The sequence below is a fragment of the Sinorhizobium sp. 6-70 genome (assembly GCF_030124375.1).
In the GTDB taxonomy this organism is placed as follows: domain Bacteria; phylum Pseudomonadota; class Alphaproteobacteria; order Rhizobiales; family Rhizobiaceae; genus Sinorhizobium.
This window is the reverse complement of the sequence record NZ_JASKLS010000015.1, coordinates 31439-54169: the sequence shown is the minus strand read 5'-3', so window position 1 is coordinate 54169 and position 22731 is coordinate 31439. Positions and strand designations below refer to the sequence as shown.

Here is a 22731-nt window from a genome sequence, read left to right as displayed (position 1 = left end):
AAACCGCCGGCGCGCGGTTGCAAAACGACATCCAACTTGTAACATGCTAAAAAGACTTACAAATGATCCGCACGGGCCATGGACATCAGGCGCCTGAAATCCTTCATCGTCATCGTCGACAGCGGCAGCATCACACGGGCCGCTGACATCCTTCATGTTGCCCAGCCGGCGCTCAGCCAGCAGCTTGCGGCGCTGGAAGATCATTTCGGACAGAAGCTCCTGATCCGCAGTCAACAGGGGGTGAGCATGACCGATGCCGGTCATGCGGTGTACCGCCACGCCCAGATCATCCTGCGCCAGATGGAACAGGCCCAGGCCGACGCGGCAGCCGCGGGCAACTCCCTGGCCGGCCGTGTCTCGGTTGGCCTTGTGCCATTCAGCAGCGCCGCGACGCTTTCGGGCGACCTTCTCGCCGAAACCAGAAAGCGTCATCCCGGCATACTGCTCCACCTGACGGAAAGTGTCGGTCAGACCTATAGCCAGATGATCATGAATGGCCGCCTGGAGATGGCACTCCTCCACGGAACTGGGCCTATCAAAGGCGTTCGTTTTGAACCGCTGCTCAGCGAAGAGTTCTTTCTCGTCGCTCATCGGGACTTTGCGATCGAAGCCGATAACAAGCCGGTCCCGGTCGCAGCACTCGACGGCATCCCTTTCCTGCTGCCGCCCGCCTACAACTTCGTGCGCCGTGCCGTCGACACGGCCTTCACCCGGACGCGCACCAATCTCAAGGTCGTCGGCGAGGTGGAGATCGTTCGAACGCTCGCGCATGCCGTCGGCGGAGGGTTGGGGGCGACAATCATGCCCAAGGCGATCGCCGACCGTATCGTCAAGGAGTCGAGCGAGCCGCTGATATGCCGCGTGGTATCGCCGAGGATCGAGGAGACGCTGTCGCTTTGCGTCTCCGACCACACTGCGCTGTCGGAGCCGGCGGCGGCTGTCAAAGAAATTCTTCTCGAGCTGACGGCCAGGCTCAAGCCATAGCCCAGCTTCGGGCGCCGGTTCGGCTGGAACCCCGCCGCTACCTCATCTCGGCACAGAACTGGGCGATGCGCGTGCAACCTTCGGCCAGTTGCTCCATGCTCGTAGCATAGGAAATGCGGAAATAAGGGCTCATTCCGTAGGCCGCGCCCTGAACGGTTGCCACGTGATGCTCGTCGATTAATGCCGTGACGAAATCCACGTCGGTCTCGATCTTTCGGCCACCCTTGGTGGTCTTGCCGATAAACCCTGCGATGTTCGGAAAGATGTAAAAGGCGCCTTCCGGCCGGTGACAGCGTAAGCCTTCGATCTCCGCAAGCTTCTCCAAAACGAAATCCCGGCGGGCCTTGTAGATTTCCGCCCGCTCACGAAGAAGGTTCTGAGGACCGTCGAGTGCGGCGACCGCGGCTGCCTGCGTGAGCGTGGAGGTGCCGCCGCTGTTCTGGCCGTTGACGTTACTGATCGCCGAGATGAGGTCCTTAGGGCCGCCGCAGAAGCCGAGACGCCAGCCTGTCATCGCATAGGCCTTGGAGACGCCGTTCATGGTCAACACACGGTCGTAAAGCCGCGGCTCCACCTCGGCGATGGTGCAGAACTCGAAGTCGTCGTAGACAAGGTGCTCATAGATGTCGTCGGTCAGGATCCAGACATGCGGATGGCGCAGCATCACCTCCGCGATGGCGGCCATTTCGGCCCGTGAGCAAGCTGCACCTGTCGGGTTGTTCGGAAAATTGAGGATGAGCCACTTCGTGCGCGGCGTGATCGCTGCGTCCAGAGCTTCGGCACGCAACTTGAAGCCCGCCTGTTCAGGGCAGGGAACCGGTACCGGAACTCCGCCGGCGAGCTTGACGATATCGGCGTAGCTCACCCAGGACGGAGTCGGGATGACCACCTCATCGCCGGGGTTGCAAGTGGCGAGGATCGCATTGAAGATCACCTGCTTGCCGCCGCCGGAAACGACTATCTGGCTCGGTTCATAGTCGAGATTGTTGTCACGCTTGAACTTCCGGATGATCGCGGCTTTCAGCGCCGCAGTCCCGTCCATCGGCGGATACTTCGTGTCACCGGCAATGGCTGCCGCGTGAGCCGCTTCGATCGCATGGTCGGGTGTGGGAAAATCGGGCTCGCCCGAGGAAAGGCTTATGACCTTCACGCCTTGGGCAGCGAGTTCCCTTGCGCGCTGGGTCATCGCGGCGGAAGCGGAAACCGCGACGTTCTTCAATCGGTCGGCAGTAGCAGGCATGATCTTGTCTTTCGATTGGTGGAGGGAATTGGCTGGAGCCTGAGTAGAGCTACCAGGCGACCTCGGAGGCCGGAGCAAGCACACCGCCGGCGGCTTCGATTTCGCTCCGGACGATTCTGGCAAGTTCAAGGGCTCCGGGTGTGTCGCTGTGCACAAGGATCGATCGGGCTGGAACGGCGACCGTGGCACCGTCGATGGTCTTGACGGTACCGTCGACCAGAAGCTGGCGCACCCTTGCGCGAACGGCACTTTCTTCCTTGACCAGGGCACCGGGCTCGCCGCGCGGGACGAGCCGGCCACCCGCGTCATAGGCGCGGTCGGCAAGGAAAAGCGCGAGCGTCTTCAATCGGGCCCGCTTCGCGGCCGCCTCGATTTCGCTGCCGGGCATGGCAAAGACAATAAGGTCGCTATCCACTGCGCGGATCGCATCCATCATGAGATCCGCCAGCTTGGGGTCGCGACCGACCATGTTGCCCATTGCGGCGTGAAAGCTGAAGTGCGACACGCGTTGCCCCTCGCTGCGTGCGATCGCGATCAAGGCGCCGAGCTGGTAGAGCATCTGCTGGCGCAGTTCATCCGCCTGGAATGGCAATTCGCGACGGCCGAAGCCCGCTCGATCCGGCAAGCCGGGATGCGCGCCGATGCCCACACCGTTCGCCTTCGCAAGGCGCACCATGCGCGCCATCGTGTCCGGATCGCCGCCATGGAAGCCACAAGCGATGTTGGCCGACGAAACGACCGTCATCATCGCTTCGTCGTCGCAAAGCCGGTAGGGTCCGAAGCCTTCACCCATGTCGGAATTCAGATCGATCTTCACTGATTGCTCCTTTCGCCGGCTCACGCCATGGTATTCAGCGCTCGGGTGACCATTCCGCAGGTGACACGAACATCGTCGAGGAAGAGCGTCATGGCCTTTTCGACGTCGAGCGCCTCTCGATGTGTCGCCCGGACAAACCTCACACGACTGCCGATGCGGGCCTGACCGAGCCGCCACAGATCAGCATCAATCACGCCGGCGATCTTCGGATACCCTCCTGCCGTGTTCGCATCGCTCATCTGGACGATCGGCTCACCACTCGGCGGGACCTGGATCACGCCTGGAACCACGCCATGCGAGCGCATCTCGACGGGTGTCGTCGGTTTGACCGGTTCGCCAGAGAGGCGATAGCCGGTCCGGTCACTCTTCGAAGAGATCTGCCAGATCTGGGTCCAGAAACGCTCCGCGTCGTTTCCGAAGAGATCGTGCTCACCGGCCGGCAAGGCACGGATAATCAAGGATCCGTCATCGGAAGTCGGTAGGTGGTCGGCGAGAGCGAATGCCGGATCCACGACTGAAATGCCGGCGCGCGGCCGATGACCGCTTGTTTCGGCACAGAGCGCAAGCCGGTCCGTGGCCGTCAGGAACCGGCCGCCATTGCCACCGAACGCCCCGCGCAAGGACGTGCTGCGCGATCCCATGACGGGTTCGACATCCAGACCACCCGCGAAGCAAAGATAGGCGCGCGCGCCCGTGCGAGGGCGACCAAGTTCGAGTGCCTGGCCGGCATCGGCGGCATGGGTGCACCATGGCAAGAGCGGGTGCTCGTCGAGTTTCGCGCCGCAATCCGCGCCCGTTACCGTGAAGACGACCGGGCCGGTAAAGCGCAGCCTGAAGGGAAAGGTCTGAACCTCGATGGCCGCCGCCCCGGGTGCGTTGCCGACGAGCACATTGCCGATCTTGAGACCAAAGGGGTCCATGGCCCCGCTCGCGGTGACACCGATCTTCCTGTAGCCTGGGCGTCCGAGGTCCTGGACGGTGTTGAACGGGCCGGTCTCGATAATCTCGATCATAACTCCACCCTCACAGGCACGAAGCGCACGGTGTCGCCGGGGGCCATGATGGCCGGCGTTGCCGATGAAGGGTCGAACATCCGCAACTCGGCAAAACCGATGGAATTCCAGCCGTTCGGGCCGGTGAGAACAGCCACGCCCGTCTGCATGCCGCCGATCGTCACGCAGCCCCTGGCCATGTTGATCGAGGGCACGGTCTTGCGAGGCATGTAGATGCGGGGGTCAAGCCCATGCAGATACCCAAATCCGGGAGCACTGCCCAAGGCGAAGACGCGATAGGTCGCCTCGTGGTGGATGCGGATGACCTCCCGGTCGCTGAGGCCAGAGCGGTCGCAAAGTGCGGGCAGATCCGTCGCATGTTCGCCGCCGTAACAAACCTCGATCTCGATCGTCTTGCCGTTGAGATCGATGCTCCGTGCTCCGTCCCAGGCTTCCAGGATACGCGTCACGGGCGGCTCCGGGTCCTCGGGGATCTCCTTGAAAATCACGAGGAGATTGGTCATCCCCGGAACGATCTCGGAGATGTCGTCCCATGCTTCGACGGCCCTCGACAAAGCCCAGATGCGCCGCTGCGACGCGAGGTCGAATTCGCCCAGCGCCTCCAGGAGGAAGGCGCGGGCGCCGATGGCGGAGACGCGGGCGCCGCCACGGGTCGATTGGAGAACTTCCGGCGAAGACGTGAGCATGGCAAATGAAGCGTTCATGACTGAAGCTCGATTTCAAAGAGAGGGTCGCCGAAACCGACGATGGCGCCGTGCTCGGCGACACGCCGCATGATCCGGGCGGACGCTGGTGCTGTGAGTGGAACCAGGATCGGGCCTATACGCAGGAAGCCGATGATATCGCCTTGCTCCACATCATCCGAACGATGCAGGGTCGTGGGCCGCGACGGGTCGTGGGTGAGGAACACGCCCGCGATCGGCGCCTTCACGGTCGTGCGCGATGCACCAGCAACGGCGAGCCCCTCTGGCCGGCGGATGACAGCCGGTCTTCCGCGTGCGAGGATGATCCGAAGACCCTGGTCCGGGCGCTCGAGTTGCAGGCCGTCGACCCCGGCAGCTTCGAGAGCCGCCATCAGCTCGGCGATCGTGGCGGGGTCGGTGAAATCCACTTGGCTCATGCCGCGCTCCGTTCCCTCAGCCAGTTTTCGAGGTAGTGAATGTCCGTTTCGCCGCGCGCAAAGCCCTCGCCCTCGAAGAGGGCGCGAAGGAACGAAACGTTGGTGGCGATGCCCTCGAGCCTCAACTTAGCAAGTGCTCCGCGTATTCTCGCGATCGCCTCGGCACGCGTCGCGCCATGGACGATCAGCTTGACGACGAGGGAGTCGTAGTAAGGCGATATCCTATAGCCTTCGAAGACGTGGGTATCGACGCGAATGCCAGGACCACTCGGAAGCTCTAGCGCGGTGATGACGCCGGCGGAGGGCATGAAGGTCGCCGGATCCTCCGCATTGATGCGGCACTCGATGGAGTGCCCCTTACAGGTGACATCCTCCTGCGAGATACCCAGCGGCTCTCCAAGCGCCACCTTGAGCTGGGCCTGGACGATATCGATCCCGCTCGTCATCTCCGTGACCGGGTGTTCGACCTGGAGGCGGGTGTTCATTTCGATGAAATAGAACGCACCATCCTCGTAGAGAAACTCGAAGGTGCCGACGCCGCGATAGCCGATCTGCCGACAAGCCGCGACGCAGGCGCTGCCGACCGAGGCGATAAGGTCAGGTGGGATGCCGGGCGCCGGCGCTTCTTCGACGACCTTCTGGTGACGGCGCTGCATGGAGCAGTCGCGGTGCCCGAGCCAAACCGCGTTGCCGTGCATATCGCAAAGTACCTGGATTTCGACATGTCTTGGATGCTGGAGGAACTTCTCCATATAAAGCGCCGGTGAGCCGAAGGCCTTGCGCGCCTCCTCGCGCGTGAGCGTGACGGCATCCTCGAGCGCGGCTTCATTCGCCACGACCCGCATGCCGCGACCGCCGCCGCCGCCGGCGGCCTTGATGATCACGGGATAGCCGATCTCAGCCGCGATCTCGCGGATCGCTCCGGATTTGCTCGGAAGCTCCTGATCGGGCCCCGGAACACAAGGGACGCCGGCAGCCTTCATGGCCGTCTTTGCCGCGATCTTGTCACCCATGGTCGCGATGGCCGATGCCACGGGCCCGACAAAGACGAGCCCCGCCTCCTCGACCGCAGCGCTGAAGGCGGCGTTCTCCGACAGGAACCCGTAACCGGGGTGGATGGCTCCGGCACCGGAAAGCCGCGCCGCAAGAAGAAGCGCATCCTTGTTGAGGTAACTCTTCGTTGCAGCCGCAGGGCCGATGCAAAGGAACATGTCCGCACTCTGACCGTAGAGCGCATCGCGGTCGGCTTCCGAGCACACGGCAACGGTCTTCAGGCCGAGCGCATGACAGGCACGCTGTATCCTGAGTGCGATCTCGCCGCGATTGGCGATGAGAACCGTGCTGAAGCGACGCTTCGATTGCGTCGGGTCTGATCGATCGTGCATCACGCGATCTCCGCAAGCAGTTGGCCGGCCTCAACCTCGGTCGCATCGGCCACGGCGATACGGGCGATACACCCGGCTCGGGGCGCGGCAATCCTGTTCAAAACCTTCATGGCCTCGATGATAAAGAGCGTCTGGCCCTCCTCGACTTCATCTCCCTCCTTGACAAAAGCAGCCTCGCCCGGGGCCGGCGCTACATGCAGCACGCCGAAGATCGGCGAAGTAACGGGCAAGACAGACATCGCACCACCCGTCTCGGCCGGAACGGCCCGGCTATCGTCGGACGAAGCGGCAACGGACGGAGTGACGCTCTCATCCTCCAACGGCCTCTCATCGGTACGCTCGCGAAAGATCCGGACCGTCGTATCCTTCTCCCTCACGGTCAGTTCCGTGATGTTTGATCGCCCGACGAACTCGATCAGGGTCTTGATTTTCGAAAGGTCCATTCTTCAACTCGGCATTCGGGACGCAGTGCCACGCGCCATTGTTCGGGGGGCGCGGCCACTTCCCTTTCTTGGTAACACGAGCAATGAACCGATGGGGTCAGACGAAGTTTTGATGGACCGGCCGCGATCGCGGCCATCTCAATGAAAAATAAGCATACCAGGCGCTTGAAGCGCCGAAACCCGTTCGCATAGTCGCCAGCCATAAAGGGCGGCCGCGGCAGGAATTCAAAGTTCCGCGTGGCGGCGGAAGACGTCCTTCGCAGACGATGGTGATGTAAGTTCGTGGCGGCGTTTATAACGATGATCCGTCATCAGGTTGCAGCATAGATTGGACGACATCATCTACTGGATCCATCATGGGAGGGCCAAGTGCCGATCCCGGAAAGAAGCGCGGACCGCGAAACGATGTCAAACGCTGCACAAGCCGGACGCAGCCAAGGATCGCCTACTTTCAATGGAGCGGCGATTTCGGCTGGAAGCGGACTTTTGCTGCCGTTGCATCCATTCTGCTTACCGCCTCGCCAGCATTGGCAAGATCAAGCCCCATCCGGTCTCTTGAGGTGGCCCAGACGGTTCGAACCCCAACTTCTTGTAGACGGCTATCGCCCGTTCATTGTCTGGGTGCGGATCGGTCGCGATCACAGGTGCGCCCTCATCGAAAAGAGCCTGCATCCTCATTCCGATAAACACTGAACCATGTCCAACGCCGACCATTTCGGGGTCTCCGATATATTGATCAATTCCCCGCGACCCTTTGGGAAGACCGGCAAAATGGTGATCTTCCCATCCGTGCACCGTGTAGTCCTGCAAGAACGCAAAGGGCCGTTCGTTAATTGAAATGATCCAGCGAGCCACCCGAGGATCAAATAGTTCTGCTTCACCATACGGCTCACCAGAACCCCACCATTCCAGGACATGCGGGTTCGACCGCCACGCCTTGAGTAAAGCGAGATCATTGAGGGTCGCTCTGCGAAACTCGTAAGGATTGGTCGCGGACATTAGATCACCATAGCAGATTGTGGGACGGTGAGTGCGGGCCGAATCCAGACGTCTTCGACTCAGCTGTGAAAAATCGCATGACGCCGGAACGCCGACTGGAGAAGCGCCGCCCCTAAGGGCGGAAACCGGGACGACTGCCCGGCAAGTACTCCGTTTACGCGGGCGAGCCCGCGCCGCCCCTCGCTTCCCCGGCCCGCGGTCGGATCCTCCTTGTTCCACGCGACCCCAAGCCCAATCCTGAAGTCGACGCCGCTGACCTTGCGAAGCTCGAAATTGCGGTTCGGCATGCCTTGCGTCCATCCCGTGGCAAAGCCGATGCCGCGGCCGGCGGAGACCAGGGACACGAGAGAGAAGGTGTCGTCGCAGGTATAGGCGATGTTCTTCGTCAGATCGTGTTCCTCGAACTTCTCGGCAAAATAGCGCTCGGTGTAGGAGAGGTTCGCTCGGGAAAAGGAGATGATCTTCCGGTCTCTGAGATCCTCGATGCCGATCTCGTTTCGAACGCCAAGCGGACTGCTTTTCTCCACCGCCAGCAGATTGCGCTCATGGGCGATCGAAAAGAAATTACGATAAGATGTTTCACCATTTCCGGTTCTTGAGGTCCAATGTCTGAAGTCGATTGGTTAAGCCATCTCTTGCAAATCATTACCGTTACCGGCCAGCTCGAGGTCCGCTGCGCCTACGGTGCGCCGTGGCGGGTTGCCTGGAGCAGGGCGGGTGCGAACGAAATTCCCTACCACGTCATCGTCAACGGCCGGGCCATTCTCGAGGATCCGGAGACGAGGGCAGCAAGGGAGCTGGTGAGCGGAGATATTGTGCTGCTGCCTCACGGCGCGGCGCATGTGCTGCACGACGGTAGCGGGCAAACTCCTATCCATACCCGGCAACACCGGAGGTCTGCCGGATGGATGCTGAGCGAGAACGATAGCCAGGGCGAGCAACTCGATCTGTTGTGTGGTCGAATTTTTCATCGCGCCGCCCCATGATCGACTGATCCGTAACTACCTGCCCACAAATCTCGTGGCGCGGGCTATGGACGGCCGTGGAGAAGATGGTATCCGTTCCGCTTCCAACCAACTGGCCAGTCTGGTGAGGCTGATGCGAATGGAGTCCGCCGGCGACCGAGCGGGAGGACGCGCCGTTCTCAACGCCCTTTCTTCGGCCCTGTTCACACTGGTACTGCGAGCGGCGAGCGAAGCCGAGAAGGCGCCCGAAGGCTTGTTGGCCCTGGCCGGCCATCCGCGGCTGGCACCAGCAATTGCGGCGATGTTTGCCGATCCAGTGCGGTCTTGGAAACTGCCTGATTTGGCGGACATGTGCGGCATGTCGCGGGCCACGTTCATGAGGCACTTTCAAGACAGGCTAGGGTGCTCTGCCCTCGATTTGTTGACCGATCTCCGCATGAGCCTGGCCGCCAACGAGTTGAAAAAGCCAGCGATCAGCACCGAGGCTGTGGCCGAGACGGTCGGATATCAATCCGTTTCGGCATTCCGCCGTGTGTTTGCGGAAAGGATGGGGATGACACCGGGAGAATGGCGCCGACTGGCGCACAAAGGCGAGTAGGCGCGCCTGGCCTCGGAACCATAAGGACCAATTTGATCCTTTCGCGCATAATACTGAGCCAATCCAGTCTCGAATTTTGCACATCCGGCCGTAAATTGGGCTCCGTAATCACTTGATGAGGGAGCCACCCCAATGAACTACATCAGTATCGCCGCCAACGACGAACCGGCAACCGGTGCAGCCACCGAAATCTCCGCGCGGACCGAGACAAGCGGAATCGCTCTCGCGCCCCAACCTTCGCATTCGCCCACGCGGCCGATGCCGACGAACGCCGTCATCGAAACTATTCTGAGCCGTAGTGCTGCCAAGTACTACGACCCTACCGCTACCCTAAGCGACGATCAGATCCGCGACCTGGTACGGATCGGCACTTCCGCGCCGACATCCTTCCACCTGCAGAACTGGCGGTTTATCGCCGTCCGTACGCCTGAGGCCAAGGCCCGGCTACGTCCGATCGCCTGGAACCAGCCCGCGATCACCGACGCGGCCGTTACCTTCATCATCATCGGCCAGTTGGCCGATGCCAGCACCGTTCCTGAGCGCCTGGCGGCGGTGGTGGAAGCCGGCATCATGCCGGCGCACCTGGTGCCGGAATGGGAAATCCCCGCGCGCGGGCTGTATGACGGTCAACCGCAGCGGCAGCGCGACGAGGCGGTACGCTCCGCGACCTTTGGCACCGCGGCGATCATCTACGCGGCCCGCTCGCTCGGCCTGGGTTCGACGCCGATGATCGGTTTCGACGCTGAAGCCGTGCACCGCGAGTTCGGCCTGGCCGAAGACGAAGTGCCGGTGATGCTGCTGACCGTCGGGCCGGAGCGAGCCGGCAACTGGCCGCAGAAGCCGCGCCTGCCGGTGGCCGATGTGCTTGATTTCGCATAATTCCCAAATAACTCAAGATCTTATGGAGACTACGATGGCAAGAACTGCTGCTCTGAAGCCTGACCAGGTGCCGGCCGAATCGAAACCGACTCTCGATGCTTTTACAAAGAACATCGGGTTCACCCCAAATATGATGGCGGCCTTCGCGCAGAGCCCCATCGCGTTCAACTCTTGGGCCACCCTACTCGGCTCCCTGAGCAAAGCGCTCGATGTGAGGACGCGCGACAGCATCGGGCTCGCCGTCTCCGAAGTGAACGGTTGCAACTATTGCCTGACGGTTCACAGCTTCACGGCCGAACACATGGCCAAGCTATCGGCCGATGACATCATTCTTGCCCGAAAGGGCCACGCCAATGACGCGAAACGCGACGCCGCCGTCCAGTTTGCGCGTAAAGTCATCGAGACCCGCGGTCACGTCGGTGACGCCGATCTAAAGGCTGTCCGCGAGGTTGGCTACACCGATGCGAACATCATCGAGATCGTCGCACTGGTAGCCATGTACTCGCTGACGAACTTCTTCAACAACGTGTTCGATCCCGAGAAGGACTTTCCCGCCGTTACACCGGCTGGCTCGATCTGACGGACATGGGGAGGCTTCGCGGCGTCGATGGTCGCCCTGCAGTGCTCAGGCACCGGTAGACTGTGTCGCGAGGCACACCCTCTGCTTCGGGGGAGCGTCGCACCGGGAGTTCCTAAGGGCGCGCCGCAAGCTCTTGGCACGCCCTCACCATAATCCTCCGGCCTCCGCCGGACTATGAACATGAGGTCTTTTGATGATTTCACCTCCAGGTACGAGAGTAACAGCCGATGATCGCGGGACGCTTCCTCAAATCGGCGACAGGATCACCGACAAATCAGCACCACCCGATGACAGCGCCGTCCGCGAATGGATCGGACCAGATGCGTTCGAGCGTTGGGCCGAGCTGCGGAACTGGATCGACGAATTCTACCCTGGAGTTTTCGCGCCGGACTGGCTCTACGGTGGCAAGAACCGCGGTTGGTCCCTGCGCTACAAGAAGACCAAGGCGTTCTGCACCTTGGTGCCGCAATACCGGCTGTTTTCGGCTGTGGTGGTCATGGGGGGAGCAGAACGAGCGAGGTTTGAGGAGCGGCGTTATATCTGGCGTCCGCATCTGGCCAAGCTCTACGACGAAGCGAAAACATACGCAGACGGGAAATGGCTGACGATTGCCATCTCGTCGGAGGAAGATCTGCATGATGTGACGGAGCTTCTGACTATGAAGCGCCCGCCACCGTCGCGCGGTTGAAGATCACAAAACTCTGGATTCGCGGCGCGGTGGCTCCGAGAAACCGAGCAGCGGTCTCGTCGATATCACACAGCAATTCGCCATCAAAGTCGTCGCGGAAGGCGCGAGCTGAGAGCTAATTGACTGAGAGATCGAAAAGACCTTCCACGCCTGCAATTTACCCCGACCCAACAAATGTCCGAGGAGACAATTCCCATGAAAGCGATCGTAGTGACGGACCAGGCTGCGGGAACGGCCGGCATGACGCTGGTGGCGCGGCCCGAGCCACAGCCAGCGATAAACGACGTTATCGTTGAGGTTCATGCGTCGGGCTTCGTCCCGACCGAACTGACCTGGCCTTCGACCTGGGTTGATCGCCTCGAGCGTGCGCGGACGCCATCAATTCCCGGGCACGAGCTGGCCGGGGTGATCACCGCTCTCGGCTATGGCACGGCGGGGCTGTCAGTCGGGCAGCGGGTGTTCGGCCTCACGGACTGGTATCGGGACGGCACCCTGGCGGAGTACGTGGCTGTCGAGGCACGCAACCTCGCGCCGCTGCCGGGCGACGTCGACTTCACGGTTGGCGCAAGCCTGCCGATCTCGGGCCTGACCGCCTGGCAGGGACTGTTCGAGCACGGCCGCCTGAGGGCGGGCCAGAGCGTCCTTGTGCATGGCGCCGCCGGCGCGGTCGGGTCGATGGTGACACAGCTCGCAGGTGAGTTCGGCGCCTATGTCATCGGCACTGGACGCTCTGCCGACCGCCAGAACGCGCTCGATTTCGGCGCGCAGGAGTTCGTGGATCTTGAGAACGATGTCCTCGAAGACGTTGGCGGTGTCGATCTGGTGTTCGATGTCATCGGCGGCGACATCGGAAAGCGGTCCGCGGGCCTAGTCCGAGCCGGCGGAACGCTGGTATCCATCGTCGGGCCGGTCGAGGCGCGGCCCGACGATGGCTTGGCGATCGACTTCGTCGTCGACTCCGATCGCGCCCAACTGAACGAGATCGTTCAGCGGGTGCGAGATGGACGGCTGCGGACGAATATCGGCACCGTCTCGACTCTCGATAATGCCATCGCCGCCTTCAACCCGATCGAGCGACGCACCGGGAAAACGATCATCCGCGTCCGTCCGTAAGAACTTGGGGAGAGAAGGCCTTTTGGAGCGCTGGAACGACCGCATTGAAGCTGAACGCCGCTACGACGACGCCGTTTGCTCTTGTTAGCAGGTGAAACAGTATTTGCCGTGATGCCGTCCACGGCAACCGCCTTTCGAAGAAACGCGCTGAGATCGCTCCCTGCGCCGGGTCGCAGTCCCGCTCAAGACGCTGCAACCGGCCTGGTGCGAGCGTCCCAGCCCGTCAGCGCGACCTGCGCAACCGCTTCCAGCTCGGCGCGTCCGACCCCGTCGCGCGCCAGGACGGACATGCCGAACTGAATGGTCTGCACGAAGCGAGCGAGCGCATGGATGTCGGTCGAGGCTGGAATTTCGCCATCGTCCACGGCCCGGTCGAGGCGCGCCTCCAGGCGCTCGAGCGTCGCGGCGCGCGCGGTGCGAACACGTTCGCCGAGTTCCGCATGGCCCTCGCTGCCGACGGAGGAGAGCGTCACCATGCAGCCCAGCGGAAGATCCGCGACACAGCCCGTCAGGGCGGCAGCGGAGTCCATGAGTAAGGAGGCGACCGCCTCGCGCGCCGTGGCGGCGGAGAAGAACCCAGCCCACACCAGCCCCTCGTTGCTCTGGTGATAAAATTCCAGCGCCTCCGCATAAAGCGCCTCCTTCGAGCCGAAGGCCGCATAAAGGCTGGGCGATCCGATCCCCATTGCTTCGGTCAGATCGACCATCGAGGTGGCCTCGAAACCCTTGAGCCAGAAAAGGCGGGTGGCCTGAGCCAAGGCGGCTTCGCGATCAAACGCGCGACGGCGGCCCCGCGAGCGAGTGGGCGAGGATTCGGATTTCCGAAGGTCCTGGTCAGATTTCTGCATCGATCGTTATATAATCTTTCGCCCTCCGGTGGGCAACGCTCCCTATTTTGTGCTGATCGATACATAAATACCTTGACACCCCGCAACCGTTCCCCCAGTTATTCTGTGTCGACCATTACAGAAAGGTTCAATGATGACTGAATTGAGTGGTAAGCGGGCGCTCGTCACCGGCGCCTCGCGCGGGATTGGCGCCGCCATCGCAACAATGCTCGCCGACAAGGGCGCGGATGTCGCCATCACCTACGAGCGTTCGGCCGAGCGTGCCGCGGAGGTCGTCAGGGCAATCGAGAGCAAGGGTCGCAGATCGGTCGCCATCCAGGCGGACAGCGCCGATCCGGCGGCCGTGAAGCGATCGGTCGATGAGGCGGTCCAGGCGCTCGGCGGCCTCGACATCCTCGTCAACAACGCCGCAATTGCGCTCTACGATACGATTGCCAACATCAGTGTCGGCGACATCGATGCCCTGCTGAGCGTCAATGTCCGGTCGCCCCTGCTTGCCTCGCAGGCCGCCATTCCGCATCTCAAGGAGGGCGGCCGTATCGTCACCATCGGCTCGGCCGGCGCCGAACGCATCGTCGGCGACACCGGCACGGTGTACTACATGACGAAATCCGCGCTGCATTCTTTCACACGCGGCCTTGCGCGCGAACTCGGGTCCCGTGACGTCACCGTCAACCTGGTCCAGCCAGGATCGACGGATACGGACATGAACCCCGCCAATGGTGAATTCGCCGATTTCCAGCGCTCGCTCAGTCCCCTCGGCCGTTTTGGCAAACCGGATGACATCGCCGCCGCCGTGGCCTTCCTGGCAAGCCCCGCGGCAAGGCAGATCACCGGCGCGATCCTTACGGTCGACGGCGGTCAAACCACCTGATCGGGCGGCGGCGCGAAATACCGGGACCGACGAAGGTTGGTCCCAGGAGCGATAGCAAACGGCCTGGATGCCATCCCGCCTTTAAGGACTGATCCGTCGCAGCTACTCCTCCGTCTCGATCCGATGCCCTTGCGCATCGAACCGTGCCTGGCGCTCAGTTCGGCGCGTACAAGGCCGGCAAGAAATAGCGCACCTGTCTCGTGGCGAGCCACCACGGGCGAACATTGCGGCCGGGAAAGAGCGATGCCAGCCGGAATTGGAGGGGCCGACATCGCTAGTTGCCGGCCCTCGTCGGACCGGCAGCCTCCGTGAGGATCGCTAACAAAAGCGACCGATCTTCAAACGATATTTTCAGTGCATCGTTCCCCTCTTGAATGCGCATAGGACCTTTGCCCAACCTATATCGGGCTAAAGTCCCATAGATCGAATCCGCGACAGAGGCGTGCGACTCGCCTGATGCGGCTGCGCCGCTTGCCACAACTCGCCAAATTTCTTCTCGAACGAAATAGGGGAACCCTTCGTGCTCAGCACGGTTTGCTCCACAGCGCAATCAGATGCACTGCATCCCCAAACACTCGAGCGAACAGCACAATATCAATACGTCTCATAGCACTTACTGCCCTCCCGCTTCTCCTGTCTGCGCCGGCATTTGCGGACTGCCGTCAAGAACTCGATAAACTCGAGCCAGCCATCGTCTCCGCAGAAACGGGGGCGGCCGGCAGCGGCTCCGGCGCGTCCGTTACTGAGCACCAGGAAGAAGTCATGCCCGGCAAACAGAAGAAGGGCGTTGGAACTGAAATAACGGGATCAACCGGCGCCCAGACGGAAGCAACTTCACCTCATCAGGAGCAAGTAACCGGGAAACGGACCGGTCAAACTGCCGATAAACCAAGCCAGCTCGCGACAGAAGCCCGGAAAATGGCCAAGGCTGGTGATGAGCAGGGCTGCATGAAGAAGCTGGCGGAAATCAAGGACGTGATCGGGGAAAAGTGAGGACCTCCCTTAAGACGTCTTCAAGCCGATGGATGAGGCGCCTAGAGCAATTCCAGGAAAAGTGTGTAACGGTCTTCCGTCCGGAATTGCGCAGTTTCAAAGAGTTAGATCATTTCGCAGTTTCAATGAAACAATGAAATGATCTAGAACGGCGCATGCGCCCGGAATTTGCCGGATCGTAAAGGTCTGACAAGTAGCGCCGACAAGACGCCCGCGTCGGGAGAGCGAAGTTCCCAAGGCATCGAGCGCTCATGCATCCGCGCACATTTTCCCTGATGCCGCTCAAGCGCGTCGTGCGTTCAGAAGAACGCGCAATGCGTCGGTCATTCTTTCACTCCCGAGTAACCCCGCTTCCAGCGAAACCGGCCGGAAGCGGGATTGTCGTATCGTCAACCTCCGACGACCGCGCGTTCCTCCTCGACCGAAAGCGCGTCCGCGACCTCCAGTTCGCGCCGCTCCCTTTCGGTTTCGATGGCGACATCGAGCACTTTCTGCAGGTCGGCGGCATGACGGAAGTTGGGTTCGACAGCCTGACGTTCGGCGACCGCCGCGGCGAAGCGCTGGTAATTGGTCGGCACCGTGCCGGCGTCGAGGTCGCGCCAGATCGCTTTCTCGACATCGGGGCCAAGGCAGGCCTTGAGGAGCGAGCCGTCCGGCGTATGAAACACCTCCAGCGCACCCTTGTCGCCGTGCAGCCGCAGCCTCAACTCGTTGAGATGCCCCGTCGCCCAGCGGCTGGCGTGGATCACGCCCATCGCGCCGTTTTCAAACTCCGCCGTCATCGCGAAGCTGTCATTGGCGTCGAGGTCGTATTCGCCGATGCGGTTGTCGGGCGCTTTGTCGAACGCCTTCAGGCGGGCAAAGACGCGCTCGACCGCGCTGCCGGCGCCATAGCCGGCGAAGTCGAGGATGTGGATGCCGACGTCGCCGAGCACGCCGTTGGAACCGTGCTTGGTCGACAGTCGCCACAGCCATTTCGATTCGCTCGCCCAGTCGCCCCACGCCTTCGACACCAGCCAGCTCTGCAAGTAGGAGGCTTCGAGATGGCGCACCCTGCCGATTTCGCCGGCAAGCACCAGCTCGCGTGCCCGCTGAAGCGGCGCGACATTGCGGTAGGTGAGGTTCACCATGTTGACGACACCGGCGCGCTCCGCGGCTTCGGCCATTTCGGCGGCCTTGTCGTAGTTTTCCGCCAGTGGCTTTTCGCACAGCACGTGCTTGCCGGCGGCGATCAGCGCCAGCGTCGTCGGGTGATGGGCCTTGTCCGGCGTGACATTGGTCGCCGCGTCGAATTCGCCCCAGGCGATCGCGTCGTCAAGCGAGGTGAAGACGCGGGCAATGCCGTGCATGTCGGCAAAGGCGCGCGCCCGCGACGGGTCGACATCGACGGCCGCGACAAGTTCGACGCCATCGATCTTGGCAAAGGCGAGCGCATGGCTGTTGGCCATACCGCCGGTTCCGAGAATGAGCAAACGCATGATGGACCTCATCGATATCCTGCTTCGCCGGCCTGGTGGAGCTTCGGCCCCCGCTCGACGATCGGCTCCAGCGCCTTCTCCACCGGCACGTTCGGCGCGTCGTGGATCGCCTTGTACGTGCCCTGCGGATTGTGCGCCCATTTCACCGCGTTGCGCAGCACCGTCTGCACCGTCGCGTCATGATAGGTGGGGTAGGTTTCGTGACCGGGACGGAAATAGAAGATGTTGCCGGTGCCGCGCCGCCAGGTCAGCCCCGAGCGGAACACCTCGCCGCCGGCAAACCAGGAGATGAACACCGTCTCCAGCGGCTCCGGCACGGAAAACTGCTCGCCATACATCTCTTCGTTTTCCAGCACGAAATTCTCGCCGAGACCGGCGGCGATCGGATGGCGCGGATTGACCACCCAGACGCGCTCGCGCTCGCCCGCCTCGCGCCATTTGAGCGCGCAGGGCGTGCCCATCAGCCGCTTGAACACCTTGGAGAAATGGCCGGAATGGAGCACGATCAGCCCCATGCCCTCCCACACGCGCCTGGCCACCCGCTCGACGACACGGTCGTCGACGGCGCCATGGTCCTTGTGGCCCCACCAGACGAGCACGTCGGTCGAGGCCAGTCGTTCTTCGCTCAACCCGTGCTCCGGCTCCTGCAAGGTCGCCGTCGTCGCGGCAATCGCGGCGTCCTCGTTCAGCGCCGCCGCGATCGTGTTGTGCATGCCGTTCGGATAAATCTCCCGAACCACCGCATTCGTCTGCTCGTGGATATTCTCACCCCACACGATGGTGTTGATAGCCAAGGTCATTCTCCTCGTGGTTACTGCATCCGCTGCCGGATGCCCTTGTCTGGTGGTTAATTTGCGGCGAGGTTACGCCGCGCCGCGCAATTCGGTGCGGCCGATCGCGCGTCCTGCCGCATCGAAGCGATGAATTTGGCAGGCGGCAGGCGAAACCTGCACTGTCTGTCCGGGCTCGTGCCTGGAGATCCCGCTTTCCCGGACGATCAACGGCTCACCGGCGCCGATATCGATATAGACATAGCTGTCGGAGCCGAGCATTTCGGCGTGGACGATCGTGCCGTGCCATTGCCCGGCACCCTCGACGACCTCCAGATGTTCCGCCCTGATGCCGATCGTCTGCGCCTCGTAGGGTTCCGCGAAGGCGTCGGTCAGGAAGTTCATTTTCGGCGAGCCGATGAAGCCGGCGACGAAGATCGAATTCGGTCTTTCATAGACGTCGAGCGGCGTGCCGATCTGCTCGACAAGCCCGTCCCGAAGCACGCAGATCCGGTCGGCGAGCGTCATTGCCTCCACCTGGTCGTGCGTCACGTAAATCATCGTCGTATCGTGCATACTACGATGGAGCTTGGCGATCTCAAGCCTGGTCGCGACACGCAGTGCCGCATCGAGATTGGAAAGCGGTTCGTCGAAGAGAAAGACCTTCGGGTCGCGCACGATCGCACGGCCGATCGCCACGCGCTGCCGCTGCCCGCCGGAGAGCTGGCGGGGCAGACGCTTGAGATAGGGGGTAAGCTGCAGCATTTCGGCCGCCGCCTCGACCCTTTTTCTGCATTGTTCCTTGTCCTTGCCGGCGAGCTGCATGCCGAAGGCCATGTTGTCGAAAACGGTCATGTGCGGATAAAGCGCATAAGACTGAAACACCATGGCGATACCGCGGCGGGACGGGGCGAGCTGATTGACGATCTGCCCGTCGAAGGAAAGCGTTCCGGAGGTGATTTCCTCCAGACCCGAAATCAGGCGGAGCAGCGTGGACTTGCCGCAGCCCGACGGCCCGACGAAGACCATGAATTCGCCCGCGCGGATGTCCATGCTGACACCCTTGATGACCTCGAACGAGCCGAAGGACTTGCGAATGTCCCGCAATTGAAGCTCTGCCATTTCCTTCTCCTAAATCAAGCGGGATGCGGGTGGAAAACCGCTCACACGTCCCCTCATCGCCTAGCCTTTGACGCCGCCGGCCGTGAGCCCGGAAATGATGCGCCGCTGAAAGATCAGGACGAGGACCACGAGCGGCACCGTGACAATCACCGAGGCCGCCATGATGTTGCCCCAGGGGACTTCGAACTGGCTGCCGCCCGAGAGCAGCGCGATCGCGACCGGCACCGTGCGCTGCGTGTCCGACGACGTGAATGTCAGTGCGAAGAGGAATTCGTTCCAGGAAGCGATAAAGGCGAGCAGCCCGGTCGTGACCAGCGCCGGCCACATCAGCGGCATGAACACGCGGGTGATGATCACCCAGGGCGAGGCGCCGTCGACAATCGCCGCCTCCTCGATTTCGACCGGCAGATCGCGCATGAAGGTGGTGAGCACCCATACCGTGAACGGCAGCATGAAGATCATGTAGGAAAAGATCAGCGCCAGCGGCGTATTGAAAATGCCGATCCAGCGCACGAGCTCGAACAGGCCGGCAAGCACGGCGATCTGCGGAAACATCGACACCGACAGGATGGCGAGGAGAAGCAAGCCCCGGCCCCGGAAGCGGACGCGCGCAAGCGCGAAGGCGGCGGTGATCGCCAGCAGCAGCGACACGGCGACGACCAGCGTCGCAACGAGCAGCGAATTGCCGAGATTCCTCAGGAAACTGCCATGCGTCAGGATCTCTTGGTAATTGGCAAGCGAGGGCGTCGACAGCCAATAGTCGACACGGAACAGCGCCGTACCGGATTTGAAGCTCGTCAGGATTGCGTAATAAAACGGGAACACCGCGACGACGACGATGACGGCGACAAGCGCATAGAACGCGGTTCGTTTTACGGCTCTCATGAGCATCAGCGTTCGCCTTCCAGATTGACTCGCCCGAACCACATGTAGAGCACGGTGATCGCCGCGATGATGAGGAACAGCATGGTCGAGGCGGCGGCGCCGTAGGCAAACTTGTCGAAATCGAAAAGGTTCTCGCGGGCGAGCACCGACATCGTCTTCGTTTGCGTGTTGTTCGGCGTCAGCACGTAGATCAGATCGAAGATGCGCAGCGCGTCCAGCATGCGGAAGATGACCGCGACCATCAGCGCCGGCCGTATCAGCGGCAGGGTGATGCGCCAGAAGACCTTGACCGGATGGACGCCGTCGATCTTGGTGGCCTCGTAGATTTCGCCCGGCACCATCTGCAGGCCGGCGAGGATCAGGAGCGCCATGAACGGCGTCGTCTTCCAGACATCGACGATCAGCACCGCGATCATTGCGGTATCGGGACTCGCGGTCCAGGCGATCTTCTGGCTGATCAGACCGAGGCTAAGCAGGATGTCGTTCAGGATGCCGAACTGGTCGTTGAGCATCCATGCCCACATTTTCGCGGAGACGATGGTCGGGATCGCCCACGGAATGAGTATCGCGGCACGCACGAGGCCGCGTCCGGGAAACTGTGCATTGAGTACAAGCGCCACGATCAGGCCCAGCACCGTCTCGATGCTGACCGAGATCACCGTGAACCTGAGCGTATTCCACACCGCGTTCCACCAGGCCGTGTCGGCGAGCAGGCCCCTGTAGATCGTGCGTCCGCTCTTCAGCGTGACCCAGGAGAGATAATTCTGGAGGCCGACGAACTCGGCAGCGGAGAGATTGGTCAGCGAGGCGTTGGTAAAGCTGAAATAGATGGTACGGACGAGCGGCCAGCCGGCGACCATCGCCAGCACCAGGAAAGTCGGCGCCAGGAAAAGCCAGGCCGAACGGAGACGCTGCGCCTGAAGGTCTGAGCCTATCCTTTTGCCCGCCATCGCAGACGGCGGCCCCGCGAGAGAAACTTCGGTCATGACACGAGCTCACTGGTTGGCGTCCAGCTCTGGGCGGAACGCTCGACCTGCTGCATGGTTCCCTGGATCTCGGGGATCGGGGGAACGCACCATATTCAAAGGGTTGAAATGCTCTTCGGGATTCCGAAGGGTCTGCGATGCTGCTTTAGGCGGCAGCCGACGAGCGGCTGCCATCCTCGTTTGTGCATGTCGCTACCCCAAAACCGCTTCATAACTTTGGGCCACATGCATTGAGACCGTGGGATTTACCAACCGTCTCCCTGGAGCTCGGTCAGGTCGACTTCGAGCAGCTCGAGGTTTTCGGCGGCCGTGCCGTTGCCCGAGAGCGTGTTGTGAACGGCGCTCCAGAACTTGGAGGAAACCTCGTTGTACTTCACCTTCGCCACGGCCGAGGGGCGCGGCACGGCATTCTCGAAGATCGGTTTCCAGTTCGGCATGAAGGGCTGCGCGGCGGCGACCTCCCTGTCGTCATAGAGTGCGGCGATCGTCGGCAGGTTCGACAGCTGGATGGCGCGCGCCTTCTGGACTTCCGGCGAGGTCAGGAACTTGACCAAGGTGATCGACGCTTCCTGTTCGTCCGAATATTTCGAAACTGCAAGGTTCCATCCGCCGAGCGTCGAGGAGTGTTGATCGCCGCCTGTCGCCATCGGCAGCGGCGTCACGTCGAACTTGCCCTTGACCGCGCTGTCGTCGCCGTTTCCGAGCGCATAGGCGTAGGGCCAGTTGCGCATGAACACGGCATTGCCCGTCTGCCAGACGCCGCGCGACTCCTCCTCCTGATAGGCGAGCACGCCACGGGGAGAGATCGTGCCGATCCAACCCTTGACCCGTTCGAGGGCCGCGGCCGCCTTTTCGTTGTTGACGGAGATCGTGCCGTCGGGTTCGACGATCTGGCCGCCGCCGGAGGACTTGATCCATTCGAGCGCGTTGCAGGTCAGGCCCTCATAGGCGTTGCCCTGGAAGACAAAGCCCCAGATGTCGGGATTGCCGGCCGCGCGCTCCTTGTCCTGGATTTCCTTCGCCGTGGCGGCGAGCTCATCCCAGGTCTCGGGCGGCTTCTTGCCGTATTTGTCCAGGAGATCCTTGCGATAATAAAGCGCCGGCGCGTCGGTGTAGAACGGCAGCGCGACCAGCTTGCCGTTGACGGTTTGCGATTGAACGATCGAGGGGAAGTGCGCGCCGGCCACGTCCTTCGTGGCCTCGGTCAGATCGACGAATTGATCGGCAAGCTGCGGCGCCCAGATGACGTCGGTCTGATAGACGTCGACATCCTTGTTCCCGGCCGCGAGCCAGAGGCGATACTGGCTGAACTGCTCACTGCTCGAGGGCGGCATCGTCACCAGGTTGACCTTGTGACCCGTGTCCTTTTCGAACTTGGCGATCTGCTCGCGCAGAAAGCTCAGGTTCTTGCCGGTCGAATTGGCCGCCACCGATATCTCGGCCGCCGCGGCGAGATCGGCAGCACCCGTGATCGCGGCGCAAAAAATCAGCGTCCTTACGATAGGCTTCATGTTCTTCTAGCTCCTCCAAGCGCCCCCGGTTTCGTGACATCCCCTGAATTCGAAAACGGTTTGGCTGCCGAGCAAGCTGGCAGAAGCCAAAACTTCTGTCAAGGCGTGTTCCAGGACCGTCGCTGCAACGGAAACGTGCACATTTATTCGATTGTTTTTTAACGATAAACTCAGAAATTAGGCCTGTGAATCGTCGCGACCACGGCAGTCCGCGGAGGGTCCAGCTCAGGCGGGAAATCGTGGGAAATTTAAAACGATTTGGACGACCGCGAGCCCCCGCCGTCTCGTTGATCCGCGGCCCCTTTCCGCCACGAGCGGATTGTTACCGCCGGCGAACAGCGTATAGTCCAGCGCAAATGCCGCGGCGCCGCGTGCTCGATCAGACGCGCAAGGTCGCCACAGCAGGTTGAATGGCTGCATGATTTCGGATCGGCTTCGAT

At 61.9% G+C, this 22731-nt stretch carries 22 protein-coding genes and 2 pseudogenes; 8 read left to right on the top strand and 16 right to left on the bottom strand.

Going from position 1 to position 22731, the window contains the following annotated elements:
- Positions 1-78: 78 nt before the first annotated feature.
- The gene (gene nac / locus QN222_RS24280) at positions 79-984 is read left to right on the top strand and encodes a nitrogen assimilation transcriptional regulator NAC (RefSeq protein ID WP_283964019.1); all 906 of its coding nucleotides are present in this window, start codon (positions 79-81) and stop codon (positions 982-984) included.
- Positions 985-1021: 37 nt separating this feature from the next.
- Here nac and QN222_RS24275 read toward each other — a convergent pair whose 3' ends face one another.
- The 9 genes and pseudogenes from QN222_RS24275 to QN222_RS24235 form a co-directional block, all read right to left on the bottom strand.
- A complete protein-coding gene (locus QN222_RS24275) occupies positions 1022-2224 on the bottom strand; it encodes a pyridoxal phosphate-dependent aminotransferase (protein ID WP_283964020.1) in 1203 nt (400 codons plus the stop codon).
- 49 nt (positions 2225-2273) lie between these two features.
- Positions 2274-3041, bottom strand: a complete 768-nt coding sequence (locus tag QN222_RS24270) for a 5-oxoprolinase subunit PxpA (protein WP_283964021.1) — start codon at positions 3039-3041, stop codon at positions 2274-2276.
- A gap of 20 nt (positions 3042-3061) precedes the next feature.
- Positions 3062-4054: a biotin-dependent carboxyltransferase family protein gene (locus QN222_RS24265; RefSeq protein ID WP_283964022.1), complete on the bottom strand. Its 993-nt coding sequence runs from the start codon at positions 4052-4054 to the stop codon at positions 3062-3064.
- Complete coding sequence (gene pxpB, locus QN222_RS24260; RefSeq protein WP_284005620.1) at positions 4051-4758, bottom strand: 5-oxoprolinase subunit PxpB; 708 nt, start codon at positions 4756-4758, stop codon at positions 4051-4053. The genes QN222_RS24265 and pxpB overlap by 4 nt, the downstream gene beginning before the upstream one ends.
- Positions 4755-5174 carry an acetyl-CoA carboxylase gene (locus QN222_RS24255; RefSeq protein ID WP_283965914.1) on the bottom strand — a complete coding sequence of 140 codons (420 nt, stop codon included), beginning with the start codon at positions 5172-5174 and terminating at the stop codon, positions 4755-4757. Before QN222_RS24255 ends, pxpB begins: the two co-directional genes overlap by 4 nt.
- The gene (accC, locus tag QN222_RS24250; RefSeq protein WP_283965915.1) at positions 5171-6559 is read right to left on the bottom strand and encodes an acetyl-CoA carboxylase biotin carboxylase subunit; all 1389 of its coding nucleotides are present in this window, start codon (positions 6557-6559) and stop codon (positions 5171-5173) included. Before accC ends, QN222_RS24255 begins: the two co-directional genes overlap by 4 nt.
- On the bottom strand, positions 6559-7002 hold the full coding sequence (locus tag QN222_RS24245; RefSeq protein ID WP_283965916.1) for an acetyl-CoA carboxylase biotin carboxyl carrier protein subunit: 444 nt from the start codon (positions 7000-7002) through the stop codon (positions 6559-6561). Before QN222_RS24245 ends, accC begins: the two co-directional genes overlap by 1 nt.
- 510 nt (positions 7003-7512) lie before the next feature.
- Positions 7513-8001 carry a GNAT family N-acetyltransferase gene (locus tag QN222_RS24240; RefSeq protein ID WP_283965917.1) on the bottom strand — a complete coding sequence of 163 codons (489 nt, stop codon included), beginning with the start codon at positions 7999-8001 and terminating at the stop codon, positions 7513-7515.
- A gap of 188 nt (positions 8002-8189) precedes the next feature.
- Positions 8190-8564, bottom strand: a pseudogene (locus QN222_RS24235) (LysR substrate-binding domain-containing protein); the annotation flags it as partial.
- 42 nt (positions 8565-8606) lie between these two features.
- On the opposite strand from QN222_RS24235, the pseudogene QN222_RS24230 reads away from it, so the two are divergent.
- The 5 genes and pseudogenes from QN222_RS24230 (at position 8607) to QN222_RS24210 (ending at position 12824) form a co-directional block, all read left to right on the top strand.
- Positions 8607-9564: pseudogene (locus tag QN222_RS24230) on the top strand (AraC family transcriptional regulator).
- 258 nt (positions 9565-9822) lie between these two features.
- The gene (locus tag QN222_RS24225; RefSeq protein WP_284005633.1) at positions 9823-10443 is read left to right on the top strand and encodes a nitroreductase family protein; all 621 of its coding nucleotides are present in this window, start codon (positions 9823-9825) and stop codon (positions 10441-10443) included.
- A gap of 34 nt (positions 10444-10477) precedes the next feature.
- On the top strand, positions 10478-11023 hold the full coding sequence (locus tag QN222_RS24220) for a peroxidase-related enzyme (protein ID WP_283963212.1): 546 nt from the start codon (positions 10478-10480) through the stop codon (positions 11021-11023).
- 193 nt (positions 11024-11216) lie between these two features.
- Positions 11217-11711 (top strand): DUF3788 domain-containing protein, encoded by a 495-nt coding sequence (locus QN222_RS24215; protein WP_283963213.1) that lies wholly within the window; start codon positions 11217-11219, stop codon positions 11709-11711.
- A gap of 195 nt (positions 11712-11906) precedes the next feature.
- Positions 11907-12824 (top strand): NADP-dependent oxidoreductase, encoded by a 918-nt coding sequence (locus QN222_RS24210; RefSeq protein WP_284005619.1) that lies wholly within the window; start codon positions 11907-11909, stop codon positions 12822-12824.
- 182 nt (positions 12825-13006) lie between these two features.
- Here the strand turns inward: QN222_RS24210 and QN222_RS24205 are convergent, their stop codons facing one another.
- Positions 13007-13672 carry a TetR/AcrR family transcriptional regulator gene (locus tag QN222_RS24205; RefSeq protein WP_283963215.1) on the bottom strand — a complete coding sequence of 222 codons (666 nt, stop codon included), beginning with the start codon at positions 13670-13672 and terminating at the stop codon, positions 13007-13009.
- A gap of 133 nt (positions 13673-13805) precedes the next feature.
- Between QN222_RS24205 and QN222_RS24200 the strand changes: the two genes are divergently transcribed.
- Both QN222_RS24200 and QN222_RS24195 read left to right on the top strand, forming a co-directional pair.
- Positions 13806-14546, top strand: coding sequence for a 3-oxoacyl-ACP reductase family protein (locus tag QN222_RS24200; protein ID WP_283963216.1), 741 nt, complete (start codon positions 13806-13808; stop codon positions 14544-14546).
- Between the two features lie 762 nt (positions 14547-15308).
- Complete coding sequence (locus QN222_RS24195; protein ID WP_283963217.1) at positions 15309-15539, top strand: hypothetical protein; 231 nt, start codon at positions 15309-15311, stop codon at positions 15537-15539.
- Positions 15540-15928: 389 nt separating this feature from the next.
- On the opposite strand, the gene QN222_RS24190 is transcribed toward QN222_RS24195, so the two are convergent.
- The 6 genes from QN222_RS24190 to QN222_RS24165 form a co-directional block, all read right to left on the bottom strand.
- Entirely contained in the window at positions 15929-17017 is a 1089-nt protein-coding gene (locus QN222_RS24190; protein ID WP_283963218.1) for a Gfo/Idh/MocA family oxidoreductase, read from the bottom strand.
- Between the two features lie 8 nt (positions 17018-17025).
- Positions 17026-17811, bottom strand: a complete 786-nt coding sequence (locus tag QN222_RS24185; RefSeq protein ID WP_283963219.1) for a ThuA domain-containing protein — start codon at positions 17809-17811, stop codon at positions 17026-17028.
- A gap of 69 nt (positions 17812-17880) precedes the next feature.
- A complete protein-coding gene (locus QN222_RS24180; protein WP_283963220.1) occupies positions 17881-18909 on the bottom strand; it encodes an ABC transporter ATP-binding protein in 1029 nt (342 codons plus the stop codon).
- A 60-nt stretch (positions 18910-18969) separates the two neighbouring features.
- Positions 18970-19800: a carbohydrate ABC transporter permease gene (locus tag QN222_RS24175; protein WP_283963221.1), complete on the bottom strand. Its 831-nt coding sequence runs from the start codon at positions 19798-19800 to the stop codon at positions 18970-18972.
- Entirely contained in the window at positions 19800-20780 is a 981-nt protein-coding gene (locus QN222_RS24170; protein WP_283963222.1) for a sugar ABC transporter permease, read from the bottom strand. The genes QN222_RS24175 and QN222_RS24170 overlap by 1 nt, the downstream gene beginning before the upstream one ends.
- Positions 20781-21025: 245 nt before the next feature.
- Positions 21026-22291 carry an ABC transporter substrate-binding protein gene (locus tag QN222_RS24165; protein WP_283963223.1) on the bottom strand — a complete coding sequence of 422 codons (1266 nt, stop codon included), beginning with the start codon at positions 22289-22291 and terminating at the stop codon, positions 21026-21028.
- Positions 22292-22731: the final 440 nt, after the last annotated feature.

Excerpts from the sequence above, each read along its gene's own strand:
- QN222_RS24190 (WP_283963218.1), bottom strand. The coding sequence starts at position 17,017 with ATGCGTTTGCTCATTCTCGGAACCGGCGGTATGGCCAACAGCCATGCG.
- QN222_RS24275 (WP_283964020.1), bottom strand. The coding sequence starts at position 2,224 with ATGCCTGCTACTGCCGACCGATTGAAGAACGTCGCGGTTTCCGCTTCC.
- QN222_RS24200 (WP_283963216.1), top strand. The coding sequence starts at position 13,806 with ATGACTGAATTGAGTGGTAAGCGGGCGCTCGTCACCGGCGCCTCGCGC.
- QN222_RS24220 (WP_283963212.1), top strand. The coding sequence starts at position 10,478 with ATGGCAAGAACTGCTGCTCTGAAGCCTGACCAGGTGCCGGCCGAATCG.
- pxpB (WP_284005620.1), bottom strand. The coding sequence starts at position 4,758 with ATGAACGCTTCATTTGCCATGCTCACGTCTTCGCCGGAAGTTCTCCAA.
- QN222_RS24210 (WP_284005619.1), top strand. The coding sequence starts at position 11,907 with ATGAAAGCGATCGTAGTGACGGACCAGGCTGCGGGAACGGCCGGCATG.
- QN222_RS24245 (WP_283965916.1), bottom strand. The coding sequence starts at position 7,002 with ATGGACCTTTCGAAAATCAAGACCCTGATCGAGTTCGTCGGGCGATCA.
- accC (WP_283965915.1), bottom strand. The coding sequence starts at position 6,559 with ATGCACGATCGATCAGACCCGACGCAATCGAAGCGTCGCTTCAGCACG.
- QN222_RS24170 (WP_283963222.1), bottom strand. The coding sequence starts at position 20,780 with ATGACCGAAGTTTCTCTCGCGGGGCCGCCGTCTGCGATGGCGGGCAAA.
- QN222_RS24240 (WP_283965917.1), bottom strand. The coding sequence starts at position 8,001 with ATGTCCGCGACCAATCCTTACGAGTTTCGCAGAGCGACCCTCAATGAT.
- QN222_RS24215 (WP_283963213.1), top strand. The coding sequence starts at position 11,217 with ATGATTTCACCTCCAGGTACGAGAGTAACAGCCGATGATCGCGGGACG.
- QN222_RS24195 (WP_283963217.1), top strand. The coding sequence starts at position 15,309 with ATGCCCGGCAAACAGAAGAAGGGCGTTGGAACTGAAATAACGGGATCA.
- QN222_RS24225 (WP_284005633.1), top strand. The coding sequence starts at position 9,823 with ATGCCGACGAACGCCGTCATCGAAACTATTCTGAGCCGTAGTGCTGCC.
- QN222_RS24265 (WP_283964022.1), bottom strand. The coding sequence starts at position 4,054 with ATGATCGAGATTATCGAGACCGGCCCGTTCAACACCGTCCAGGACCTC.
- QN222_RS24255 (WP_283965914.1), bottom strand. The coding sequence starts at position 5,174 with ATGAGCCAAGTGGATTTCACCGACCCCGCCACGATCGCCGAGCTGATG.
- QN222_RS24175 (WP_283963221.1), bottom strand. The coding sequence starts at position 19,800 with ATGCTCATGAGAGCCGTAAAACGAACCGCGTTCTATGCGCTTGTCGCC.
- QN222_RS24205 (WP_283963215.1), bottom strand. The coding sequence starts at position 13,672 with ATGCAGAAATCTGACCAGGACCTTCGGAAATCCGAATCCTCGCCCACT.
- QN222_RS24165 (WP_283963223.1), bottom strand. The coding sequence starts at position 22,291 with ATGAAGCCTATCGTAAGGACGCTGATTTTTTGCGCCGCGATCACGGGT.
- nac (WP_283964019.1), top strand. The coding sequence starts at position 79 with ATGGACATCAGGCGCCTGAAATCCTTCATCGTCATCGTCGACAGCGGC.
- QN222_RS24180 (WP_283963220.1), bottom strand. The coding sequence starts at position 18,909 with ATGGCAGAGCTTCAATTGCGGGACATTCGCAAGTCCTTCGGCTCGTTC.